We start from the raw sequence: 21366 nt of genomic DNA, 5'->3' as shown, positions 1-21366 counted from the left end.
ACCCGCCGAGAATCACCGGTTCACGGGCACTCCTAGATGAGGCACCGAGGGCGTTTCGCGGGCATTTTTCGTGAGTCTCGTCGCGTCCTTGACGCCGGTCCAGATCGAGAACACCCTCCAAGAACGGGTCGGCGGCCCACCCAACCCCGAAGAACGATCACCCCTGCCAAGCCCTCCAGACAGCATCGAGCAAAGGCCGAACCTCCTCGCGCCGCCCGGATTCCGACACCTCGATCTCGTCCCCGGCGCTGCGAAAAGTGACGACCCGCCCCTGGTCGTCACGGACAGTGACCACCCTCCCGAACCCAGCGAGAGGCTTGATCACTTCCACCATGTCCGAAACCTCGTCGATGGTCACGTGCACCGAGAGATCGTCATCGGTAAAACTGAACGGCGCATACGCAGCCAGCCGCGGTGCCGCACCAACTCGCTCAGCGACCACGTCCGGAGCTCCGGCAACCTGGTATCTCTCATCCTTGGCGGTGCCAGAGATCGAGATCCGCCTGAGACCGGCAGCCTCGGGCTCCCGTGCGACCTGCTGATAGACCGCCACGACGTCGTTCGCGTCGACGCCACTGATCTGGAGGCCGCGATCATCGCTGCTGACCGACCCGACCGATGAGAGCGCAGCGAGATCGAGGACGACCTGAGCAGCGGGGACGTCCTGGCTCCAGGCACTGATCTTGCCGCCGGTGACGCTGACCTGTTGACCGGACGTCTTACGCGCGAGCTCGGCGGCCGCAACCACGTCCTCGCCGCGACTCATCTCCAGCGTCAGCGCGCCCGGCCTGATCGCGTACCCCACGACCTCGAGCCGATCCCGGATCTCGCGGAGGCCGGCGATCGGCTCGGTCATCGAAACCGCTTCAGGCAGGGTGTCGGCGTGCTCCCAGTGGTCGGCCGCATCGGTGACGCTCTGACCTTCTCCGTAGGTCACCAGCACGCCGGCGCGCTCACACCCCGGCGTCGCGGCCCGGAGCGCGACCAAGCCGTCATAGACCGCCACCGGATCCGCGCTCGCCTCCGCCTCGACGACACAGGCCTGTGACCCGGCACCGTAGGCGATGGTCGCGCTGTCCAGATCGGTGCGCTGCCGCACTTCGTCGAGCAATCGCAACCCGCTCGCGTTGCTCTCCTCGGATGGGCTCACCTGGAGATCGACGCGGTCCATCTCGAGAGTGAGCTCGTAGTCGGGACTCTCTCCGGACACGTAGGACGCCAGGATCGCGGTGATCTCAGCGGCCCGCGCCGTGCTGATCCCGTCCTCCAGGACGATGGTTCCGCTGGCGTCACCCGCAAACGGCAGGACGTTGTTGCCACCGACCTCGATCCGCTCGATGCCATCGACGCCCTCGAGCCGCTCGCTCAGCTCATCGGCCAGCTGGTCGCCCCGGTTGGCCGCACACGACGACGCGATCAGCACGATCGCGAGCGCCATGACGACAGCGCGAGTGCTCACAATGCTTCCTTCGGTCCCGAGAGATGGGTCATCGCTGCTCAGCGCTCGCTCTCGAACCACGTACGCAACCGAGCGACGATCGCGTCGATGGACCCGTCCTGCAGCGCCCGCCCGAAGACCCCGTCGTTGAAGCGTTCACCCCGAACGTAGACCGTGGCGAGCCGAGCAGCGTCCGCGACCGGCGCAGCGACAAGCGCCGAAGGGTCGGAGAGAAGCGGGTTGCCGCGCATCCACTTCATCCAGTCGATGGACGCCCCCGGAAGCGTGCGATAGAGCTGCCGGACCCGAGGGCTGTAGGCGGGATACGGCATCTGGATCGCGCCGCTCTCGGTCTTCTGACCGCCACCCCAGGTGAAGTCACGGTCCTCAGCCGTCAGCGCATCTGCGGCCGAGAAGGCCTCGAGCCACGTCGCGTCCGGCACGCTCCGCAGATCGGCCTCGACCTGGGAATCGGAGGGATCGAGGGCCTCGCGGGCGCGGTCGAAGGTGTCGTACGCCTTCTGGTCGAAGAGCACGACACGCACCTCGTCGACCGAGGTCGGGATCCGGGCGAGGGTCCACGCGGAGACGTACGCGGCCTCGTCGAGCGGGTAGCGGTAGACGCCGGTCGAGATCGCCGGGAACGCCACCGTGCGCGCCCCGAGCTCGTCGGCCACCCGGAGCGACTCACGGAAACACGATGCCAGCAGGCCGACGTTGTCCTGGCCGTCGGTGTAGACCGGCCCGACCGTGTGGATCACCCATCTCGCCAGAAGATCGCCACCGGTGGTCGCGACCGCCTGCCCGGCCGGCAGGCCGCCGCTGAGACGGCCTGCCCGCAGCCCCCGGCACTCCTCGAGGATCGCCGGGCCGCCGCGCCGGTGGATCGCTCCGTCCACCCCTCCCCCGCCCAGCAGCGAGGAGTTGGCGGCGTTCACCACGGCGTCGACGTGCTGCTCGGTGATGTCCCCGCGTACGACCGTGATCCTCACGCCGTCAATCTAGCCACCCGGGCGCGGGCCGCCCAGGCCGCCGGGCCGAGGGCGGCGGCCACACCGGCCGCGAGGGAGGCGAGGACGCCCAGCCAGCCGAGCCCGGCGGCCTCGAGGCCCGGATAGATCTGCCAGTGGACGAGGTAGATCCACAGCGACGACGCGGCGAGCACGGCGGCCAGCCGCGCCAGCGGCCAGGGCATCAGCGTCGGCCACGGGACCAGCAGGACGAGGATGCCGAGGGCGACCGTGGCCTCGCGGAGAGGGTCACCGAAGAAGCCGTACGTCGCGACCACGACCGTGACCGCGACGAGCACCCGCTGCCACGGCCGCTGTGCCTCCGCTGCCGCCCAGCCCAGGGCGAGGCACCACAGCACGCAGCCGATCGTGTAGCGCTCGGTCGGACCGGCCTCGAGCCCGACCCACAGGTACCGCACCGCGAGGGTCGCACCCACCACCACGGCGGCCGCCCCGAACCGATGGCGCCGCTGCCACCGGTCGAGGACGGGCACCAGCAGCAGGAGGGCGAGCCCGGCGAACGACCAGGTGATGACCTCCAGGAACCACAGCTGCCAGTCGCGGGTCCACTCGTCGCTGCCGAGCGCCTGGTTGAGCCCGAGAGCGGTCGGCCAGTGGTAGCGATCGCTGACCAGGGCCACGGCACAGACCCAGAGGGCCGCCGGGAGCGCGACCGCGGCAGCTCCGCGGAGCAGGCGACGCGCGCGCAGGGTCCGGGTGGGAGCGGTGAGCCCGAAGCGGGCGAGGTTGAAGCCGGCCACCGCGAGCAGGATGTGCGCGCCGCCGAGGAGGGTCCACACGTCCGCGTGGCTGCCGACGATGGCGACGATGGCCACCGCGCGCAGCAGCACCGGGATCTCGACGGGCCGCAGCCACCGCCGCGGGCTCCGCGCGCTCGCGGCGAGCTCGGCGATGCTCCGGTGCTGCCAGCCGGAGGGCAGGGTGCCGAGCCGTTCGCCGAGCTGGGTGGCGATCTCGACGAAGGAGAGCGAGTCGCCGCCGAGCGAGACGAAGCTGTCGGCCACCGTCGCGTCGGGGCGCCGCAGCACCGTGGCATAGACCGTACGCAACGCCTCCGCGTCCGCACCCTCGGCCAGCCCCGCATCCGGTGGCCCGGCCGCGTCCGCCACGCTCGCCCAGGCACCGAGAGCGGCGTAGTCGACCTTGCCGTTCGGCGTACGCGGCACCTCGTCGATCACGTGGACCTGGACCAGCGCGCGCGGCAGCGCCACGATGCCGTCCACGAGCCCCGGCAACCGGTCGGCGGCCCCGGGATCGTCGGTGAACAGGTGCAGCCGGGCACCGGGAGCGACGGCTCGCACCGGCCCGCAGCCGGCCGAGGCCGCGAGCTCGGACTCGATCCGGTCGAGGTCGATGCGCAGCCCGAGGATCTTGCCGAACCGGCTGCGCCGGCCGGTGATCTCCCACAGCCCGTCGTCGGCCTGCCGGGCGAGGTCCCCGGTACGGAGCTCGGTGACCTCAGGCCCGCGGGCGAGGTCGGCGACGCTCTCGGCGTACCCCATCATCACGTTCGGTCCGGTGTAGACCAGCTCGCCGACACCGTCGGCCAGGCCGTCCCCAGCACCGTCCCCGGCACCGTCGACGGGATCGAGGTGGAAGTGCCCGCCCGGGATCGGGATGCCGATCGCCTCCGGCCGGCTCGCGGCGAGGGTGGGTGGGAGGTAGGCCATCCGGGCGGTGGCCTCGGTCTGGCCGTACATCACGACCAGGTCCCAGCCGCGCGACTCCCCCAGCGCGGCGTAGCGACGGACCGTCTCGGGCGGCATCTTGCCGCCGGCCTGGGTGATGTAGCGCAGCGACGGCAGCGAGCGGTCGGCGAACCCCGAGGTGTCGAGCAGGTCGAAGGTGTAGGGAACGCCGGCGAACGAGGTGGCGCCGTGACGCGCCGCGACGTCCCAGAAGCACTCGTCGGCGACGGAGAGGTCGGCGAGGATCACCGCGGCTCCCACACTCAGGTGGGAGTTGAGCACCGAGAGGCCGTAGCAGTAGTGCAGCGGCAGCGAGCTCATCGCCCGGTCGGCGGAGGTGAGCCCGAGGTAGGCAGCGATGCTGGCCGCGTTGGCGGACAGGTTGTCCCGGGAGAGCCGGACCAGCTTCGGCGACCCGGTCGACCCCGAGGTCGACAGCAGCAGCGCGAGGTCGGGATGGAGATCGGCCCGGCCCTCGAACGCCGCCCGGTAGCGCCTCCGCAGCTCGTCGTGATCACCACCCGGCGGCGTCAACAGCACCGGCCGACGAGCGGCGAGCGCGGCCAGGTAGCCGATCACCGAGTCCAGGTCGTTGCCCGCCTCGAGCAGCACGACGCCGCGGGCGGGACCGTACGCCGCCACGCGGTCCATCACCGCCTGCTCCAGCTCGGCGTAGGTCAGCGTCGTCTCGCCGGTGATGACCGCCGGGTCCCCCGGCCGCCCTTTCAGGAGCAGGTGGGCGCCGGCCGCGATGGTCGAGCTCATCGCATGTTCCCGGGATAGCCGACCAGCGGCCCGACGACCTCGAGCGCGACCGTGACTCCGATGTCGGGGATCCCGGTGCCCGGGACCCGGGCGGTGACGCGTACGTCATCGCTCAGCCGCACCCGGATGGTGGCGTCGTGGCCGAAGAAGGAGACCTCCTCGACGACGCCCTTGGTGCCGGAGGTGGCGTCGACCGAGACCTGCACCTGCTCCGCACGGACGACCAGCGTCACCGCCCCGGCGGGCCGCGGCGTGATGAGCGCGACCTTCCCGAGCGGCGAGTCGACCCGCCCGTCGCCGCCGACCTCACCGGGAAGCAGCGTGGCCGAGCCGAGGAAGGCCGCGACCCCGGGATGCTCGGGGGTCAGATAGACGTCCACCGCGGAGCCGACCTGCAGGAAGCGCCCGGCAGCCATCACGGCCACCTGGTCGGCCAGCGAGAGCGCCTCGCCCTGGTCGTGGGTGACCAGCAGCGCTGCCGCGCCGGCCGTACGCAGCGCCCGCACGACCGCACGGCCGGACTCCTCGCGCAGCCCCGCGTCGAGCGAGGAGAAGGGCTCGTCGAGGAGCACCAGGCGGGGCCGGGGCGCGAGCGCACGGGCCACGGCGACGCGTTGCTGCTGGCCGCCGGAGAGCTCGTGGGGATGCCGGTCGGCCAGCTCTGCCGGCAGCTCGAGCAGCCGGAGCAGCTCGGCCACGCGGTCCTGCCGCTCGGCACGGGCCACGTTCCGGCGCAGCCCGAAGGCGATGTTTCCGCCGACGTCGAGGTGCGGGAAGAGCGCGCCCTCCTGCGGGACGTACCCGATCCCGCGGCGGCGCGGCGCCAGTCCGGCGACCGAGCGTCCGCCGATCCTGATCTCGCCCGCGGTCGGCGTCATGAACCCCGCCACGCAGCGCAGCAGCGTGGTCTTGCCGCAGCCCGAGGCACCGAGCACGGCGGTCACGCCGCCCTCGACGGTCAGGTCGAGCCCGTCGAGCACCTGCCGCCCGCCGTGTCCGGCCCGCAGCCCGCTGATCTCCAGTGCCGCGGTCATCGCGCCTCCCCTCTCGACGAGCGACCCAGAAGGATCGTCGCCGGCATCGCCAGGAGCACCAGCGCCAGCGCGTACGGCGCAGCGGCGCCGTACGCGACCGAGGACGCCTCGCTCCAGAACTCGGTGGCCAGCGTCGTGGTCCCGATCGGGGCCAGCAGCAGCGTCGCGGTCAGCTCCGTGGAGACCGCGAGCGCGACCATCGCGGTCGCCGTCGCCAGCCCGGGCAGGAGCAGCGGCAGGGTCACCCGGCGCATCGCACCGGCCCGGCTCAGCCCGAGGCTGAGCGCGACCTCCTCCAGCCGCGGCGGCACCAGCTCCAGCACCCCGCGCACGGCGACGAGCGCGCGCGGCAGGAACAGGATGACGTACGCCGCCACGAGCAGCGGCAGCGTCTGGTAGAGCGCCGGCACCCAGCCGATGGCGACGGTGACCAGGGCGAGCGCGACCACCACACCGGGCAGCGCGCTGGTGACGTACGCGACCCGCTCGACGCCCAGCGACCAGCTCGTCCGGCGGCGGACGGCCTGCCAGACGACCGGCACCGCGGCGGCGGTCGCGACGACCCCGGCGACGGCGGCCAGCGCGATGCTGGTGCCGGCGGCAGGCAGCAGGCGGCTCAGGTCGAGCTCGGCAGAGGCACCCCGGATCAGCCAGCGCACCAGGCTGACCGCCGGCAGACCGACAGCCAGACCGACGAAGGCCGCGAGCCCGACGAGCACCGGCGCGGTAGCCCGCCCCAGTCGCTGCCGTGGCGCCGGCCGCGCCGTGCCGCTCCCGACGCGGGCACGCCGAGCCGGGCCGCGGGCCAGCATCTCCAGGGCCAGCAGCCCGAGACAGGCGAGCAGCAGCACGCCGGCCAGCAGGGTGGCTGCCGGGCCGTTGAAGGCGGTGCCGTACTGCTGCAGGATCGCGGTCGTCAGGGTCGGGTAGTTGAGCAGCTGGAGCGCGCCGTACTCGGCCAGCAGGTGGAGCCCGACGAGCAGCGCGCCGCCGAGCACCGCCGGTGCGACGGTCGGCAGGACCACGCGGAGGAAGACTTCCCGCGGCCGCCGCCCGAGGGACGCGGCGACCTCCTCCAGCGACGGGTCGAGGCGTCGCAGCGCCGCCACGGCAGGCAGGTAGACCAGCGGATAGTAGGAGAGCGAGACGACCAGCACGGCCCCGAGATAGGACTGGACGGCGTGGGTCGTGGCGACCCAGGCATAGCCGTTGACGAAGGCCGGGATGGCCAGCGGCGCGCACAGCGCTCCGTGCCACCAGCCGGCCAGGGGCAGGGAGGTCCGCTCGACCACCCAGGCGCCGCAGACCCCGAACACCACGGAGAGCACGACCCCGCCGACCAACAGCCGACCTGTGTTCCACAGCAGCTCGCCGATGCGCGGGCGGACCAGGAAGTCGTACGCCTCCGCCGGCCCCAGCGAGGCGGTCGACCACACGACGTACGCCACCGGGAGCAGGCAGACGGCGGCGATGGCGCCGGCCACCGCCGGCATCAGCCATCTCCCTGAGGAGGCGGCCGGAAACGTGCCGAGATGCACGGTGCTCAGAGGAACCCGGCTTCCGTCATCATCTCGACCACGGCGTCGCTGTCGAGCTCGGAGACCGAGACGGCGGGCGGGTCGAGCTCGGAGAACGGCTTGACCGGCGGGTCGAGCTGCACGTCGGGGTTCAGCGGGTACTCCAGCGCGTAGCTGTCGGCCAGCCCCTGCTGCCCGGTCTTGCCGGTGAGATAGCCGACGAACTTCTCGGCGTCCGTCTTGTGCTCTGCCGAGGCCAGCACACCCGCCCCGGAGACGCTCACGAAGGCGCCCGGGTCCTGGTTGCCGAAGAAGTGGAGCTCGGAGCTGTCGCTGACCTCACCGGACTCGGCCTGGTCGCGGTACCAGTAGTAGTGGTAGATGACGCCGACCGGCACCTCGCCCGCGTTGACCGACTCCAGCACGACGTTGTTGCCGTCGTAGACCGTGCCGTTGGCCTTGATCCCCTCAAGCCATGCCTTCGTGGCCGCCTCGCCCTCGGTGGCCAGGACTCCGGCGACGATCGCCTGGAAGTCGGCGCCGGTCGGCGAGAAGGAGATCTTGCCCTTCCACTCCGGCTCGGCCAGGTCGAGCAGCGAGGCCGGCAGCTCGGCCTCGGTGATCTGGTCGGTGTTGTAGACCAGCACGGTGGAGCGGGCCACGAACCCGGTCCAGGCGCTGCTCTCCGGCCGGTACTGCGGCGGGATCGGCGCGGTCACGTCGTCCGGCAGCGTGGCCAGCAGGCCCTCTCGCTCGACCGCGGCCATCGCCGGGGAGTTCTCGGTGAGGAAGACGTCGGCAGGCGACTTCTCCCCCTCCGCGATCAGCTGTGCGGCGAGCTCGAGGTCCTTGCCGTTGCGCAGCTCGACGTCGATCCCCGTCTCCTTCTCGAACGCCGGCACCAGCTCCTCCATGAGCTGCTCGTGCTGGGCGTTGTAGACGACGAGTGCGTCCCCGGAGGAGCATGAGGTGAGGGTCGTCGCGAGGAGGGCGACGGAGACCGAGACCACGACAGCGGAGAGAGGCTTCACGGCCTTCCTTTCATTTGGTAAGCCTGACCTTACGAAGGTTTACCTAAGAAGGCGAGTCTCAGAATGCCGCCTCATGGGTTCACGGCCGGGCCCACATCGAACGTGCATCGGATTTGCCGATGCCTTACGCCAAAAGGATTCGTTTGCCAGAGGAACTGCCCAGTCACGACCATGGTGGGGCGCCTCACACCTTTGGAGAATGACCATGTCTGACCAGCCAGTCGTCGAGAAGCACACCATCGGCTACGTCCCGCCCGAGGACCGCCATGGCAAGGTGCGCGACCTCTTCACCCTGTGGTTCGGGACCAACATCGCTCCCCTGCCCGTCGTCACCGGTGCCGCCGGCGTCACCGTCTTCGGCCTCGATCTGTTCTGGTGCGTCGTCGCCATCGTGGTCGGCCACCTCGTCGGCGGCGTCTTCATGGCGCTGCACTCAGCCCAGGGCCCGCAGATGGGCATCCCGCAGATGATCCAGAGCCGCGGCCAGTTCGGCTCCTACGGGGCCCTGATCGTCGTGGTGATCGCGGCGGTCATGTACCTGGCCTTCTTCGCCTCCAACATCGTCCTCGCCGGGCAGTCTCTGCACGGCATCGCCGACCCGATCCCGGTCGAGGCGGGCATCGTCCTCGGGGCGCTCGGTTCCGGCCTGATCGCCGTGATCGGCTACAAGGTGATCCACTCGCTCAACAAGGTCGCGACCTGGGTCCTCGGCATCGGGATCGTGCTCGGCACCGTCGCGATCTTCGTCTCCGGCCTGCCCGCGGGCTTCTGGACCCAGGGCGGCTACAGCACCGCCGGCTTCCTCGCGACGGTCTCGCTGGGTGCGCTGTGGCAGATCGCCTTCGCGCCGTACGTCTCGGACTACTCGCGCTACCTGCCGGCCGGCGTCGGGGTGAAGGCGACCTTCACCGCCACCTACCTCGGCTGCACCCTCGGCTCGATCCTGCCGTTCGTCTTCGGCGCGATCGTGGCGCTGGCGATGAAGCCGGGCGTCGAGGTGATGACCGGGGTCCGCGACACCACCGGCGCGTTCGGTACGCCGCTGCTGGTCCTGTTCCTGCTCTCGGTGATCAGCCACAACGCGCTCAACCTCTACGGCACCGTGCTCTCGGTCATCACCTGCGTGCAGACGTTCGTCGCGTCCTGGATCCCGACCGCCCGCAGCCGTGTGGTGCTCTCGCTGGTGGTGATGGCCGCCTCGACGTACTTCGCCATCGGCGTCTCCGGCAACTTCATCTCGCACTTCGTCGACATCGTGCTCGCGCTGCTCGTCGTGCTGGTCCCGTGGACCGCGATCAACCTGATCGACTTCTATCTGATCCACCGCGGCAACTACGACCTCGACTCGATCTTCGCGGCCGACGGCGGCATCTACGGCCGCTTCAACGGCCAGGCGATCCTCGCCTACGTCATCGGCATCGTCGTCCAGATCCCGTTCATGGCGACGCCGCTCTACACCGGTCCGGTCGCGGACAGGCTCAACGGCGCCGACCTGAGCTGGATCATCGGCCTGGTCGCGACCGCGCCGATCTACTACCTGCTGGCTCGCGGCCGCAAGCTCGCGCCGAGCGAGATGGCCCTGGCCTCGCACGCCTGAGAACCGAGCGCTCCCACGGCGGGGAGGTCGCGTCAGCGGCCTTCCCGCCGTCGCGCTGCCCGGCCCGAGGAGCGGACGAACGCCTGGGCGCGGGCCGTGAGGCGTACGCCCTTCATCGAGGCCAGCACGACGTCGAGGGGCTCGACCGGGTCGCTGATCTCGAGGGTCACGATCTGCGCGCCGTCGTAGGTCGTGTCGCTCGCCGGACGCTGGTTGAGGACCGACCATCCCTGGCCGTTGGCGACCATCGCCCGGACGGTCTCGAAGCCGGCGCTGCGGTGGCGGATCTGCGGGCGGAAGCCGGCCGACTCGACGAGCCGCTCGAAGTACTGCCCGCTGTGCGGCAGGTCCAGGAGCACCATCGGCTCCTCCTCGAGCTCGGCGAGCGCGACCTTCTTGCGTCGCGCCAGCCGGTGGCCCTTGCCGATGAGGACGTACGGCGCCGCGACGCCGACCCGGACGTGGTCGATGTCGTCGTCGAGGTCGTAGCCGTACATGAGCGCCAGCTCGCAGCTGCCCGAGCGCAGCGCGTGCTTGAGCGCGGCGTGCTCGTCCTCGACGACGGAGACGTGGATGCCGGGGTGGTCCTGCTCGCAGGCGGCCAGCAGCCGGGGCAGCTCGAAGGGGCCCAGCGTGGTGAAGCAGCCGATGGCGAGGTCGCCGACGAGCGCCTGGCCCGCGGAGCGGGCCACCTCGACCAGCTCGCTGGTGTGCACGAGGTAGCTGCGCAGCTCGCGGTAGAACTCCTCGCCGGCAGCCGTCAGGGTCAGGCCGCGCGCATGATGGCGCAGCAGCAGCTGGACGCCCAGCTCCTTCTCGAGCTGGGCGACGGCCGTCGAGACCGCCGACTGCGAGACCACGAGCTGCCGCGACGCGGCGGTCATGCTGCCCAGCTCCGCAGCGGCGGCGAAGTAGCGCAGCTGGGTCAGGGTGAAGGACGGCTCGGCCATGCGGGCCATCCTGCCCGAAGTCACTCCCGTTTCGCCCCGTTGACGCTGTCGGCGCCGGTTGCGTCGAGGTTCGCGAGCGTCTCGGGACGCAGCAGCGCGTCGAGCACGACCGGGTCGAGCCCGCCGGCGGCAAGCGCCAGATCCCGTACGTCGCCCGCACCGCTCAGCGCGGCCTTGGCGATCTCGGCGGACCGCGCGTAGCCGAGCAGCGGGGTCAGGGCGGTGGCGAGGCCGGCGTTGCCCGCGGCAGCGGCGGCGAGCTTGGCGGCGTCGACGGTGATCCCCTCGACGCACATCTCCCGCAGCGAGTCGAAGGCGGCGGCGGTCCAGGTGAAGCCCTGCAGCAGGCCGTGCGCCATCACCGGCTCGAACGCGTTGAGCTGGAGCTGGCCGCCCTCGGCGGCCATGGTGACGGTCAGATCGTTGCCGATCACCCAGAAGGCGACCTGGTTGACCATCTCCGGGATGACCGGGTTGACCTTGCCGGGCATGATGCTCGACCCGGCCTGGCGGGCGGGCAGCTGGAGCTCGCCGAGCCCGGCCTGCGGGCCGGAGCTGAGCAGCCGCAAATCGTTGCAGATCTTGGACGCCTTGACGACGATCCGCTTCAGCACGCTGGAGACCTGCACGAACGCGCCGGTGTCACTGGTCGCCTCGACGAGGTCTCCCGCGCCGACCACCGGCAGACCGGTGATCTCGCCGAGGTGCCGGACGGCGAGCCGCCGGTAGTCGGGGTGGGCGGTGATCCCGGTGCCGATCGCGGTGGCGCCGAGGTTGATCTCGCACAGCAGCACCCGCGAGTCGGCCAGCCGGGCCAGCTCCTCGCGCATCGTGATGGCGAAGGCGCCGAGCTCCTGGCCGACGGTCATCGGGACGGCGTCCTGGAGCTGCGTACGTCCGATCTTGGGGACCGCGCGGAACTCGGCCGCCTTGCGGGCGAACGAGTCGGCGAGGGCCGCGGTGGCCTCGACCAGGCGGTCGATCGCGCCGACCAGGGCGAGCCGGACGGCGGTCGGGTAGACGTCGTTGGTCGACTGACAGCGGTTCACGTGGTCCAGCGGGTGGATCTCGTCGTAGCTGCCGAGCGGCAGGCCGAGGATCTCGAGCGCGCGGTTGGCGACGACCTCGTTGGCGTTCATGTTGGTCGAGGTGCCGGCGCCGCCCTGGATCACGTCGACGACGAACTGGTCGTCGAGTGCCCCGTCGCGGACCTCCTGCGCGGCGGCGGCGATGGCGGCGTGGCGACGGTCGTCGAGTAGGCCGAGCTCGTGGTTGGCCCGCGCGGCGGCGAGCTTGACTGCGCCGAGGGCGGCGACGAGCGAGCGGTGGCTCCCGATGGCGGTGCCGCTGATCGGGAAGTTCTGGAGCGCGCGGGCGGTGTGCACGCCCCAATAGGCGCTCGCCGGGACCTCGAAGGGACCGAGCGAGTCGTGCTCGGTGCGGGTGGCCGTGGCGTCGACGGCGGTCATCGTGCGGCCGCCTCCTCGGCGACGTCGAGGGCGGTCCAGGCCAGCGCGGTGGCGGCGTCGAGTAGCGCCTTCTCGGCGTCCCCGCCGACGCAGTGCGCGGCGAACTCGGGCTGGTGGTTGAGCGCCGTCCCGGAGTTGATGCCGACGTAGGGGTGGATGGCGTTCACGACCTGGGAGACGTTGCCCATGTCCGTGGACGCGCGGTTCATCCGGCGAGCGGGGGTCCCCGGGTCGAAGACCCGGCCGATCTCCTCGGCATTGCGCCGGTACGCCGTCAGCGCGGGCGCGAACGTGCGGAACTCGGCGTACGGCTTGCTCTCGGGTTCTACGGTGAGCTGCGCGCCGGTGGCGAGCGCGCCGGCCTCGAAGCAGCGCCAGACCTTCTCCTCGGTCTCGGCGAGCTGGGCGAGGCTCTCGGCGCGGACGTACCAGCGGCCCTCGGTCCGCGCGGGGATGGCATTGGGCGCCTCTCCCCCGTTGGTCATCACCCCGTGCACGCGTACGGTCGGCGGCAGCTGCTGGCGGAGCAAGCCGATCGCGACCTGGGCGATGGTGAAGGCGTCGGCGGCGTTGACGCCCTGCTCGGGATAGGCCGCCGCGTGGGCCGCCTTGCCGCGGTACTCGACGTGCGAGTGGGAGACCGCGAACGGCTCGGCCTCGGCGACGTCGACGGGAGCGGGGTGGGCCATCATGGCCAGGTCCAGGCCGGCGAAGGCGCCGCGCTCGAGCAGCTCGATCTTGCCGCCGCCGCCCTCCTCGGCGGGGGTGCCGTACACCTCGATGGTCAGGCCGGCCGTGTCGGCCAAGGGCGCGAGCGCGCGGGCGGCGCCGACGGTGATCGCGGAGATCAGGTTGTGGCCGCAGGCGTGGCCCAGGCCGGGGAGGGCGTCGTACTCCGCGCACAGGCCGAGGCGGAACGGACCGCTGCCGAAGGTCGCCAGGAACGCGGTCTCCAGGCCGAGGTATCCCGGGGTGACGGTGAACCCGGCCTCCTCGAGCGACTCCGCGACCCAGCGCGAGGAGCTGTGCTCCTCCCAGCCGGTCTCGGGGTTCGCGTGCAGCTGCTCGGAGAGCCGGATCAGGCGCTCGGCGTCGCTGCCGACGGTTGTTGCTGCGTACTGCTTCGCGGTGGTCATCACTCGTCCCCGGGAACCCCGTAGGACGGGGCGGCGGTGGGATCGAGTCCGCGGGTCACGTAGTCGTCGCGCTGCGGCAGCCAGACCTTCAGCAGGTCGCGGAGTTCTTCGACCGGGCGCTCGCTCCAGTCGACGCGGAGGTCGGTGACCCGCCAGGCGACGTCGCGTACGACGGAGAGGCCCGCCGAGTGCAGCGGTCCGGCCTCGCCGCCCGCGGCCAGCCCGGCCTCCAGGGCAGCCAGGAGCCGCTCTTCCAGATCCCCGGTCGCGGTCTCGAAGCCCGCAACGACGGCGTCGACGACCTCGGTGCCGGCCAGCAGGTTGCCGGCGGCGACCACCTGCGGCGCGACGGCGTGGTGGTGGATGCCGAGCGACCCGGAGCCGCTGTACGCCGCACCGGCACCGTCGAGTCCGAGAACGGTCAGCTGTCGGTGCTCGATGTGCTCGCGCCCCTGCGTGACCGACGCGAGCGCGGCCCGGGCGTCGAGCCCGGAGGCGAGGGCGTCGAGCAGCTCGGTGCCCAGACGCGGGTCGGTGATGTTCTGCGACGAGGCGCCGCCGACTCCTGGGCGCAGGTGGATGCAGCGCGCGGCGACGGCCGGGCTCGAGGAGGTCACGGCGATGCCGACGGCGCCCTTGCCGTCGGTCGCGAGGACGGAGAAGGTCACTTCGCCACCTCGGGGATGACCGCGATCGCGTCGACCTCGACCAGCCACTCCGGGCGGGCCAGGGCGGAGATCACCAGGCCGGTGGAGATCGGGTGCACGCCCTTCGTCCAGCGGCCGATCGTCCGGTAGACCGTCTCGCGGTAGCGCGGATCGACGATGTAGATGGTGAGCTTGACCAGGTGCTCCATCTCGGCACCGGCCTCCTCGAGCAGCATCTTGATGTTGGCCATCGCCTGCTCGGTCTGCGCCTCGACGTCGCCGATGCCTACCGACTCGCTGGTGTCCAGGTCCTGACCGATCTGACCGCGTACGTAGACCGTGTTGCCCGCGACGACGGCCTGGCACAGGTCGTTGTCGAGGTTCTGCTCGGGGTAGGTGACGCTGGTGTTGAACGGGCGGATCCGGGTGTGCCCGCCGACGACGATGCTGCTGGGTTTGTTGGTCTCCACGACGACCAGTCCACCTCGTCCGAGAGCATGTGTCCAACAGATGTTTCCAAGGACTATCGTCAATGAAACAGATGCAATGACGTCGCCGGCGATGGCATCGGGTTTGCATCAGTCGATCCGATGGGTAAGGCCAACAACATCTGTTGGACACGAGCAACGCCGCGGCTCAGGATCTGAGTATGTCCAACGAACAGATCGAGGTCCTCGTCGTCGGTGCCGGTCAGGCCGGCGTGGCGATGAGCGAGCACCTGAGCGACAACGGCGTCCCCCATCTCGTGCTGGAGCGTGACCGGATCGCGGAGCGCTGGCGCACGATGCGCTGGGACTCGCTCGTCGCCAACGGCCCGGCCTGGCACGACCGGTTCCCGGGCCTGGAGTTCCAGGACGTCGACGCGGACGCGTTCGCCACGAAGGACCAGGTCGCGGCCTACTTCGAGGCGTACGCCGAGAAGATCGCCGCTCCGATCAGGACCGGCGTCGAGGTCACCTCGGTGACCCGCAACCAGGGCCGTCCGGGCTTCCGGGTCGAGACCTCCGACGGCGTCATCGACGCGCGGTTCGTGGTCGCGGCGACCGGCCCGTTCCAGCGGCCGGTCTACCCGCCGATCGTCCCGGACGGCGCGGTCGCCGTGCAGATGCACTCGAGCGACTACCGCAACCCCGACCAGCTTCCCGAGGGCAACGTCCTCGTCGTCGGCGCCGGCTCCTCCGGCGTCCAGATCGCCGACGAGCTGCAGCGTTCCGGCCGCCAGGTCCACCTCTCGGTCGGCCCGCACGACCGTCCCCCGCGCAGCTACCGCGGCCGCGACTTCTGCTGGTGGCTCGGCGTCCTGGGTCTGTGGGACCTCGAGACCCCGGCCGCCGGCGCGGAGCACGTCACGATCGCCGTCAGCGGCGCCCGTGGCGGCCACACCGTCGACTTCCGCACCCTCGAGGCGAGCGGGATCCGGCTCGTCGGCATGACCGACCGTTTCGACGCCGGCACGCTCACCTTCCGCGAGGACCTGGCCGAGAACATCGCCCAGGGCGACGCCAACTACCTCGCCCTCCTCGACGCCGCCGACGAGTACGTCACCCGCAACGGCATCGACCTGCCCGAGGAGCCCTCGGCCCGCGACCTCGGCCCCAGCCCTTCCGCCGCGACCACGCCCCTGCTGTCCCTCGACCTGGCCGAGGCCGGCATCACCACGGTGATCTGGGCGACCGGCTTCGCCACCGACTACGGCTGGCTCCAGGTCGACGCGCTCGACGAGAACGGCCGCCCGGCCCACCGCCGCGGCGTCTCCACCGAGCCCGGCGTCTACTTCGTCGGTCTCCCCTGGCTCTCCCGCCGTGGCTCGAGCTTCATCTGGGGTGTCTGGCACGACGCCAAGCACGTCGCCGGCCACATCGCGACGCAGCGTAGCTACGCGGCGTACGACCGACAGGCGCGCGGCTGATCAACGGCGCACAGCCGCGTCACATCGATGGCCCGGATCCCGACAAGGGATCCGGGCCATCGTCTTTCTTCCCCGACCCGACCCCCGCCGAGTCGGCTCGTCATGACGCGCCGACTCGACGTCCGATCCGGTCAGAACGAGCCGACTCGGCGCCGGATCCGGTCACGATGAGCCGACTCGGCATCGGGTCTGCGGACGACAAGCACCGCGCCCCGGCCTCGCGAGGAGGCCGGGGCGCGGTTCTCTGCGCAGCTGGCGGGTTGCGCCTCAGGCCAGCTGGGTCACCTCGCGCCGGAACGGCACCTCGTCGTTGGAGGGCAGGGCGGCGTCGAACTCCTCGGCCGCGCGGCGGCCGGACCAAACAGCGGCCGCGATGGTGCCGGGGCCCCAGGAGTCGCCGATGCCGCGTACGGAGGCGATCTCGCCGGCGTCGCGACGGGCGAGCAGGTCGAGGTAGAGCTCCTCGCGCGGCAGCCGGGCGGTCACCATGACGACGGCGTCGCAGTCGAGGTCGCGCTCGATGCCGGCGTAGACGTCCTGGACCCGGACACCGCCGGTCCCGACCGACATGACCGCGTGGTCGGTGACCCGGGTGATGCCGTTCTCGATGAGCCGTCGCTGGATCCGGTTGATCTCGAAGGTGTTGTTGGTCCACGACGACACCTGCGCGCCGGTGGTGACGATCGAGACCCTGTAGCCCTTCTGCACGAGCAGCTCGGCGAGGACACCACCGAGGTAGTAGTGGTCGTCGTCGTAGACCACCACCTTCTTGCCGTCGGGCAGCCGGCCGGCGAAGAGGTCGTCAGGCCCGAGCACCTGGGCGCCCTCGGCGATCGGCATCGCGGTGGTGTGGAAGCGGGCGACGCCATCGGTACGCCACGTCGCGCCGGTGGCGGTGATGACGTGCTCGAAGCCGAACTCGACGATGTCCTCGGCGGCCATCGGGCTCTCGCGGTAGATCTCGACGTTGGGGAGCTCGGCGAGGACGGCCTCGCGGTACTCCTTGACCCGGCCCCACGCCGAGAGCCCGGGCAGCTTCGACTCCGCCGTGACCCGGCCGCCGAGGTCGCGGCCGGCCTCGGCCAGCACGACGTCGTAGCCGCGTACGCCGAGCGCCCGGGCCGCCTCCAGGCCGGAGGGACCGGCGCCGACGACGAGGATGCGGGAGTCGCTCTCCTTGGCCCGGATCCGCTCCGGGTGCCAGCCGCGGCGCCACTCCTCCCCCATGCTCGGGTTCTGGGTGCAGCGGATCGGCGACATGGTGAGGTCGCCGGAGACGCAGATGTTGCAGCCGATGCACTCGCGGATCAGGTTGAGCCGGCCGTCGCGGATCTTGTTCGGCAGGAACGGGTCCGCGATCGACGGGCGGGCGGCGCCGATCAGGTCGAGGATGCCGGCCTTCACCTGGCGCACCATCGCGTCCGGCGAGGTGAACCTGCCGACGCCGACGACGGGCTTGGAGGTGAGCTTCTTCAGCCCGGCGACGAACTCCTCCTGGCGACCCTCGGGCGCGAACCGCGAGGTCACGGAGTCGCCCTCCCAGCTGCCCATCGCGAAGTCCCACAGATCCGGCAGCTCGCCGAGCTCGCGCAGCACGCCCTCGATGTCCTCGCGGGTGATGCCGCCGTCGATCTCCTCCTCGACCGTGATCCGGCAGGCCACCGCGGCCCGGCCGGCAACCTCCTCGATCGTGTCCTCGAGAAGCTCGCGCAGCAGTCGCATCCGGTTCTCGAGCGAGCCGCCGTACGCGTCGGTGCGGTTGTTGTAGCGCCGCGAGAGGAAGTGGTGCGGGGCGCCGTAGCCGTGGGCCCCGTAGACGTAGACGACGTCGTATCCGGCCTCGAGGGAGCGGCGTACGGCATTGCGGTGCCAGCGCCGCAGGTCCTCGATGTCCTGCAGCGACATGGCCCGGGCCTGGACCGGCGCGATGGTGTCGGGGGCGACCGGGAGGTGCGCGGGCCCGAGCGGCGTCTCGCGGCTGAGCTGGTTCGGCGCGTTCATGCCGTTGTGGGCGAGCTCGATGCCGGCCAGGCCGCCACCCTCGTGGATCGCGTCGGCGATCCGCTTGAGCGCGGGCAGGTCCTGGTCGTCCCAGATCCGCAGCTCGATGAACGGCGCGATGTCGGAGGTCGCGTGGATCTCCACCTGCTCGGTGCACACCACCGACCAACCGCCCTCGGCCTTGATCTTGCGCATCGCCGCCTGCGCGCTGGGGTCGCGGTAGCCCATGCCGTTGCAGTGGGGCACCTGGTAGAAGCGGTTCTTCGTGGTGAACGGCCCGATCTGCACGGGCTCGAACAGGATGTCGTACGGAGTCATCGGGTGGGCTCCTCGCTGGGAACGGACGGGACGGGAGCGCCGACCTCGGCGCGGACGCGGGCACCTCGGACGTACCCGATGCCGCACAGCAGAAGCAGGCAGCCGAGGGTGCCGAGGGTGAAGACCTCGAAGGTCAGCTGGCTGACGCCCCAGATCTCCTTGAACGGGTACGCCTCGCCGAACAGCCGCTCGAGCGTGCCCGGGAACACCGCGACCCAGGAGCCGAGCAGGACCCAGGCGAAGGCCAGCCAGCCGAGCACCGCGAAGCCGCGGTCGGAGACCGGGACCCGGAACGGGCGCGGGCGGTCGGGGTAGCGGGTGCGCAGCCGGATCGCGGCCGGGATGACCAGCAGGTAGCTGAGCAGGAAGGTGGAGATCGAGATGGTGAGGACGACACCGAAGATCGAGGCGCCCGAGCCGGTCACCTGCATGGCGACGAGCAGGAACACCGTGGCCACGACACCGGAGAGCATGTTGACGCGCACCGGCGTACCAAGGCCCTCGTGGAAGCGGCCGAAGAACCCGCCGAAGAAGGAGCCGTCGGCGGCGGTCATCGCCTGCATGCGGTCGGAGATGATCATCCACGCCGCGCCCTGGCTCATCAGGATGTAGACGAAGACGACGGCGGTGAGCGTGAGCAGCGGCTCGGCCGCGGCGCCGTAGACGGAGTAGACGGTGCCGACGGCGTCGAGGAGGCCGCCGATGCCGGTGATGTCGTCGCTGGGGACGACGAGCAGGATCGCGAAGATCGGCACCAGGTAGCAGACCGCGGCGGTGGCGCAGGAGCGGAAGATCGAGACCGGTACGTCGCGGGCCGGGTTCTCCATCTCGCCGGCGGCGCTGTTGGAGGACTCGAAGCCGAGGTAGGCGAAGAGCAGGATCGGGACGGAGCCGAACAGGCCGAGCAAGGTCGGGCTGAAGTCGCCGCCGCTGAGGTCGACGACGCCGTTCTTGGCGGCGTAGATGACCGTGGTCAGCACGAAGAAGGCGAGCAGGCCGACCTTGAGGATCGCACCGCTGGTCGGCAGCCACTTGCCCTTGGCGAGGCTGGCGATCGCGGCGACCACGGTGATCCAGATGAAGACGATCTTGAACAGGTAGTCGCCGACCGAGCCGTGCTCGAGCGGGGTGATGTAGACGCTCACCGTCTCGGCGGCGAGGAAGGCCATCGAGCCGCCGACCCACACCGGCTGCGTGATCCAGGTCAGGATCGCGGCCACCGCGGCGGCCGGGCGCCCGAAGGCGTCCCGGACCCAGGTGTAGGCCCCACCCTCCTCGCTGAACGCGGCGCCGGTCTCGGCGAAGATCAGGCCGTACGGCACGAGGAAGAAGACCGCGAGCACGAGGGCCCACGTGAACGCCTCGGCGCCGTAGAGCGAGACCTGCCCGAGGGTCTCGAGGCCGACGACGGCCGCGATGAGCAGGAAGACGATGTCGAAGCGTCGTAGCGTCTTGCGGAGATGTGACTGTTGCTCGGCCGCGAGGGCGGTCGGCTGGTTGGTCTGCGTCATGGTGTGTCCCTGGCTGGTCGGGCTGGCGGTCAGTGGTTGATCCAGACGGTCTTGAGACCGACGTACTTGTCGAGGGCGTGCAGCGAGAGGTCGCGCCCGAAGCCGGAGCCCTTGAACCCGCCGAACGGGGTCCAGGCGCTGAAGGCGTCGACGCCGTTCACGGTCACGGTGCCGGCGTGGATCCGCTCGGCGAGCCGGTGCGCGCGGCTCAGGTTGCTGGTCGCGACCGAGGCGGCCAGGCCGTACGGGGTGTCGTTGGCGAGCGCGACCGCCTCGTCCTCGGTGTCGAAGGCGGTGACCGCCAGGACCGGCCCGAAGACCTCCTCGCGGGCGAGGGCGTCGGCCGGTTCGACGCCGTCGAAGACGGTGGGCTGGACGTAGCAGTCGCTGCCGTCGCGGCTGACCCGCTCGCCGCCGGTGACCAGGCGCGCCGTCGAGGTCGTGGCGTCATCGACGAACTGCATGATCCGGTCGGTCTGCTCGGGCGAGACGATCGCGCCCATCCCGGCACCCGGGTCGAGCGGGTCGCCGGGGGCGTACGCCGCCGCCTCCTTGACGACGAGATCGACGAACTCCTCGTGGACCTCGCGCTGGACCAGGACGCGGGAGTGCGCCGAGCAGACCGCACCCTGGTTGAACCAGATGCCGAAGGCGGTCTGCTTGGCCGTGGTGGCGAGGTCCTCGGCGTCGGCGAAGACGACGTGCGGGCTCTTGCCGCCGCACTCGAGCCAGACCTGCTTGAGGTTGGACTGGCCGGCGTACTGCAGGAAGTACGCACCGACCTCGGTCGAGCCGGTGAAGGCGAGCACGTCGACGTCGGGGTGGAGGCCGAGCGCCTTGCCGGTGGTCTCCCCCAGTCCTGGGACGACGTTGAGGACACCGTCGGGGATCCCGGCCTCGGCGGCGAGCTCGGCGATCCGCAGCGCCGAGGACGGCGACTGCTCGGCGGGCTTGAGCACGACGCTGTTGCCGGCCGCCATCGCCGGGGCGACCTTCCAGGCGAGCATGTCGACCGGGTAGTTCCACGGCACCACCGCGCCGACGACGCCGAGCGGCACGCGGCGGATCAGCGCCGTGGTGCCCGGCGGGGTGGGCGCCACCTCGTCGTTGATCTTGTCGATGGCCTCGGCGTAGTAGCGGAACAGGTTCACCGAGAACGGCAGATCGAGGTCGTACGCATCCACCACCCGCTTGCCCATGTCGAGCGAGTCCAGGACCGCGAGCTCGGCGGCATGGTCGGCGAGGAGGTCGGCGAAGCGGAGCATCCGCTCCCGGCGGAAGGCGACACCCGCCCGCGACCAGCCCCCGTCGTCGTACGCCGCCC

Annotated in this window: 16 protein-coding genes and 1 pseudogene; 2 read left to right on the top strand and 15 right to left on the bottom strand. The window is 71.1% G+C overall.

Going from position 1 to position 21366, the window contains the following annotated elements:
* Positions 1-157: 157 nt before the first annotated feature.
* The 7 genes and pseudogenes from ABT304_RS30590 to ABT304_RS30560 form a co-directional block, all read right to left on the bottom strand.
* Positions 158-1459 (bottom strand): hypothetical protein, encoded by a 1302-nt coding sequence (locus ABT304_RS30590; RefSeq protein WP_350721165.1) that lies wholly within the window; start codon positions 1457-1459, stop codon positions 158-160.
* Positions 1460-1497: 38 nt separating this feature from the next.
* Positions 1498-1881: a DUF6508 domain-containing protein gene (locus ABT304_RS30585; protein ID WP_350721167.1), complete on the bottom strand. Its 384-nt coding sequence runs from the start codon at positions 1879-1881 to the stop codon at positions 1498-1500.
* Between the two features lie 72 nt (positions 1882-1953).
* Positions 1954-2430: pseudogene (locus ABT304_RS30580) on the bottom strand (O-acetyl-ADP-ribose deacetylase); the annotation flags it as partial.
* Positions 2427-4922: a non-ribosomal peptide synthetase gene (locus ABT304_RS30575; protein ID WP_350721163.1), complete on the bottom strand. Its 2496-nt coding sequence runs from the start codon at positions 4920-4922 to the stop codon at positions 2427-2429. The gene ABT304_RS30575 and the pseudogene ABT304_RS30580, both read right to left, overlap by 4 nt.
* Positions 4919-5956, bottom strand: coding sequence for an ABC transporter ATP-binding protein (locus ABT304_RS30570; RefSeq protein WP_350721162.1), 1038 nt, complete (start codon positions 5954-5956; stop codon positions 4919-4921). The genes ABT304_RS30575 and ABT304_RS30570 overlap by 4 nt, the downstream gene beginning before the upstream one ends.
* The gene (locus tag ABT304_RS30565) at positions 5953-7449 is read right to left on the bottom strand and encodes an ABC transporter permease (protein WP_350721160.1); all 1497 of its coding nucleotides are present in this window, start codon (positions 7447-7449) and stop codon (positions 5953-5955) included. Before ABT304_RS30565 ends, ABT304_RS30570 begins: the two co-directional genes overlap by 4 nt.
* Before the next feature lie 50 nt (positions 7450-7499).
* A complete protein-coding gene (locus tag ABT304_RS30560) occupies positions 7500-8504 on the bottom strand; it encodes an iron ABC transporter substrate-binding protein (protein WP_350721159.1) in 1005 nt (334 codons plus the stop codon).
* A 205-nt stretch (positions 8505-8709) separates the two neighbouring features.
* Here ABT304_RS30560 and ABT304_RS30555 point away from each other — a divergent pair, with 205 nt between their 5' ends.
* Complete coding sequence (locus ABT304_RS30555; RefSeq protein WP_350721157.1) at positions 8710-10101, top strand: purine-cytosine permease family protein; 1392 nt, start codon at positions 8710-8712, stop codon at positions 10099-10101.
* 32 nt (positions 10102-10133) lie between these two features.
* Here ABT304_RS30555 and ABT304_RS30550 read toward each other — a convergent pair whose 3' ends face one another.
* Genes ABT304_RS30550 through ABT304_RS30530 form a run of 5 tightly spaced genes read right to left on the bottom strand, consistent with a single transcriptional unit; the run spans position 10134 to position 14773 of the window.
* A complete protein-coding gene (locus ABT304_RS30550) occupies positions 10134-11051 on the bottom strand; it encodes a LysR family transcriptional regulator (RefSeq protein WP_350721155.1) in 918 nt (305 codons plus the stop codon).
* A gap of 20 nt (positions 11052-11071) precedes the next feature.
* Positions 11072-12520 carry an aspartate ammonia-lyase gene (locus tag ABT304_RS30545; protein ID WP_350721154.1) on the bottom strand — a complete coding sequence of 483 codons (1449 nt, stop codon included), beginning with the start codon at positions 12518-12520 and terminating at the stop codon, positions 11072-11074.
* Entirely contained in the window at positions 12517-13656 is a 1140-nt protein-coding gene (locus ABT304_RS30540) for a M20 family metallopeptidase (RefSeq protein WP_350721152.1), read from the bottom strand. Before ABT304_RS30540 ends, ABT304_RS30545 begins: the two co-directional genes overlap by 4 nt.
* Positions 13656-14324, bottom strand: coding sequence for a DUF1028 domain-containing protein (locus tag ABT304_RS30535; protein WP_350721151.1), 669 nt, complete (start codon positions 14322-14324; stop codon positions 13656-13658). The genes ABT304_RS30540 and ABT304_RS30535 overlap by 1 nt, the downstream gene beginning before the upstream one ends.
* On the bottom strand, positions 14321-14773 hold the full coding sequence (locus tag ABT304_RS30530) for a RidA family protein (RefSeq protein ID WP_201451046.1): 453 nt from the start codon (positions 14771-14773) through the stop codon (positions 14321-14323). The genes ABT304_RS30535 and ABT304_RS30530 overlap by 4 nt, the downstream gene beginning before the upstream one ends.
* Before the next feature lie 179 nt (positions 14774-14952).
* On the opposite strand from ABT304_RS30530, the gene ABT304_RS30525 reads away from it, so the two are divergent.
* On the top strand, positions 14953-16212 hold the full coding sequence (locus ABT304_RS30525; protein ID WP_350721149.1) for a flavin-containing monooxygenase: 1260 nt from the start codon (positions 14953-14955) through the stop codon (positions 16210-16212).
* 267 nt (positions 16213-16479) lie between these two features.
* Here the strand turns inward: ABT304_RS30525 and ABT304_RS30520 are convergent, their stop codons facing one another.
* The 3 genes from ABT304_RS30520 to ABT304_RS30510 form a co-directional block, all read right to left on the bottom strand.
* Complete coding sequence (locus ABT304_RS30520; RefSeq protein ID WP_350721147.1) at positions 16480-18531, bottom strand: oxidoreductase; 2052 nt, start codon at positions 18529-18531, stop codon at positions 16480-16482.
* Complete coding sequence (locus tag ABT304_RS30515) at positions 18528-20042, bottom strand: APC family permease (protein WP_350721145.1); 1515 nt, start codon at positions 20040-20042, stop codon at positions 18528-18530. Before ABT304_RS30515 ends, ABT304_RS30520 begins: the two co-directional genes overlap by 4 nt.
* A 29-nt stretch (positions 20043-20071) precedes the next feature.
* On the bottom strand, positions 20072-21366 hold a 1295-nt coding region (locus ABT304_RS30510; protein ID WP_350721143.1), incomplete at its 5' end, for an aldehyde dehydrogenase family protein.

Source organism: Nocardioides sp. NPDC000445, assembly GCF_040300245.1.
In the GTDB taxonomy this organism is placed as follows: domain Bacteria; phylum Actinomycetota; class Actinomycetes; order Propionibacteriales; family Nocardioidaceae; genus Nocardioides.
This window is presented reverse-complemented; position numbering and strand designations above follow the sequence as displayed.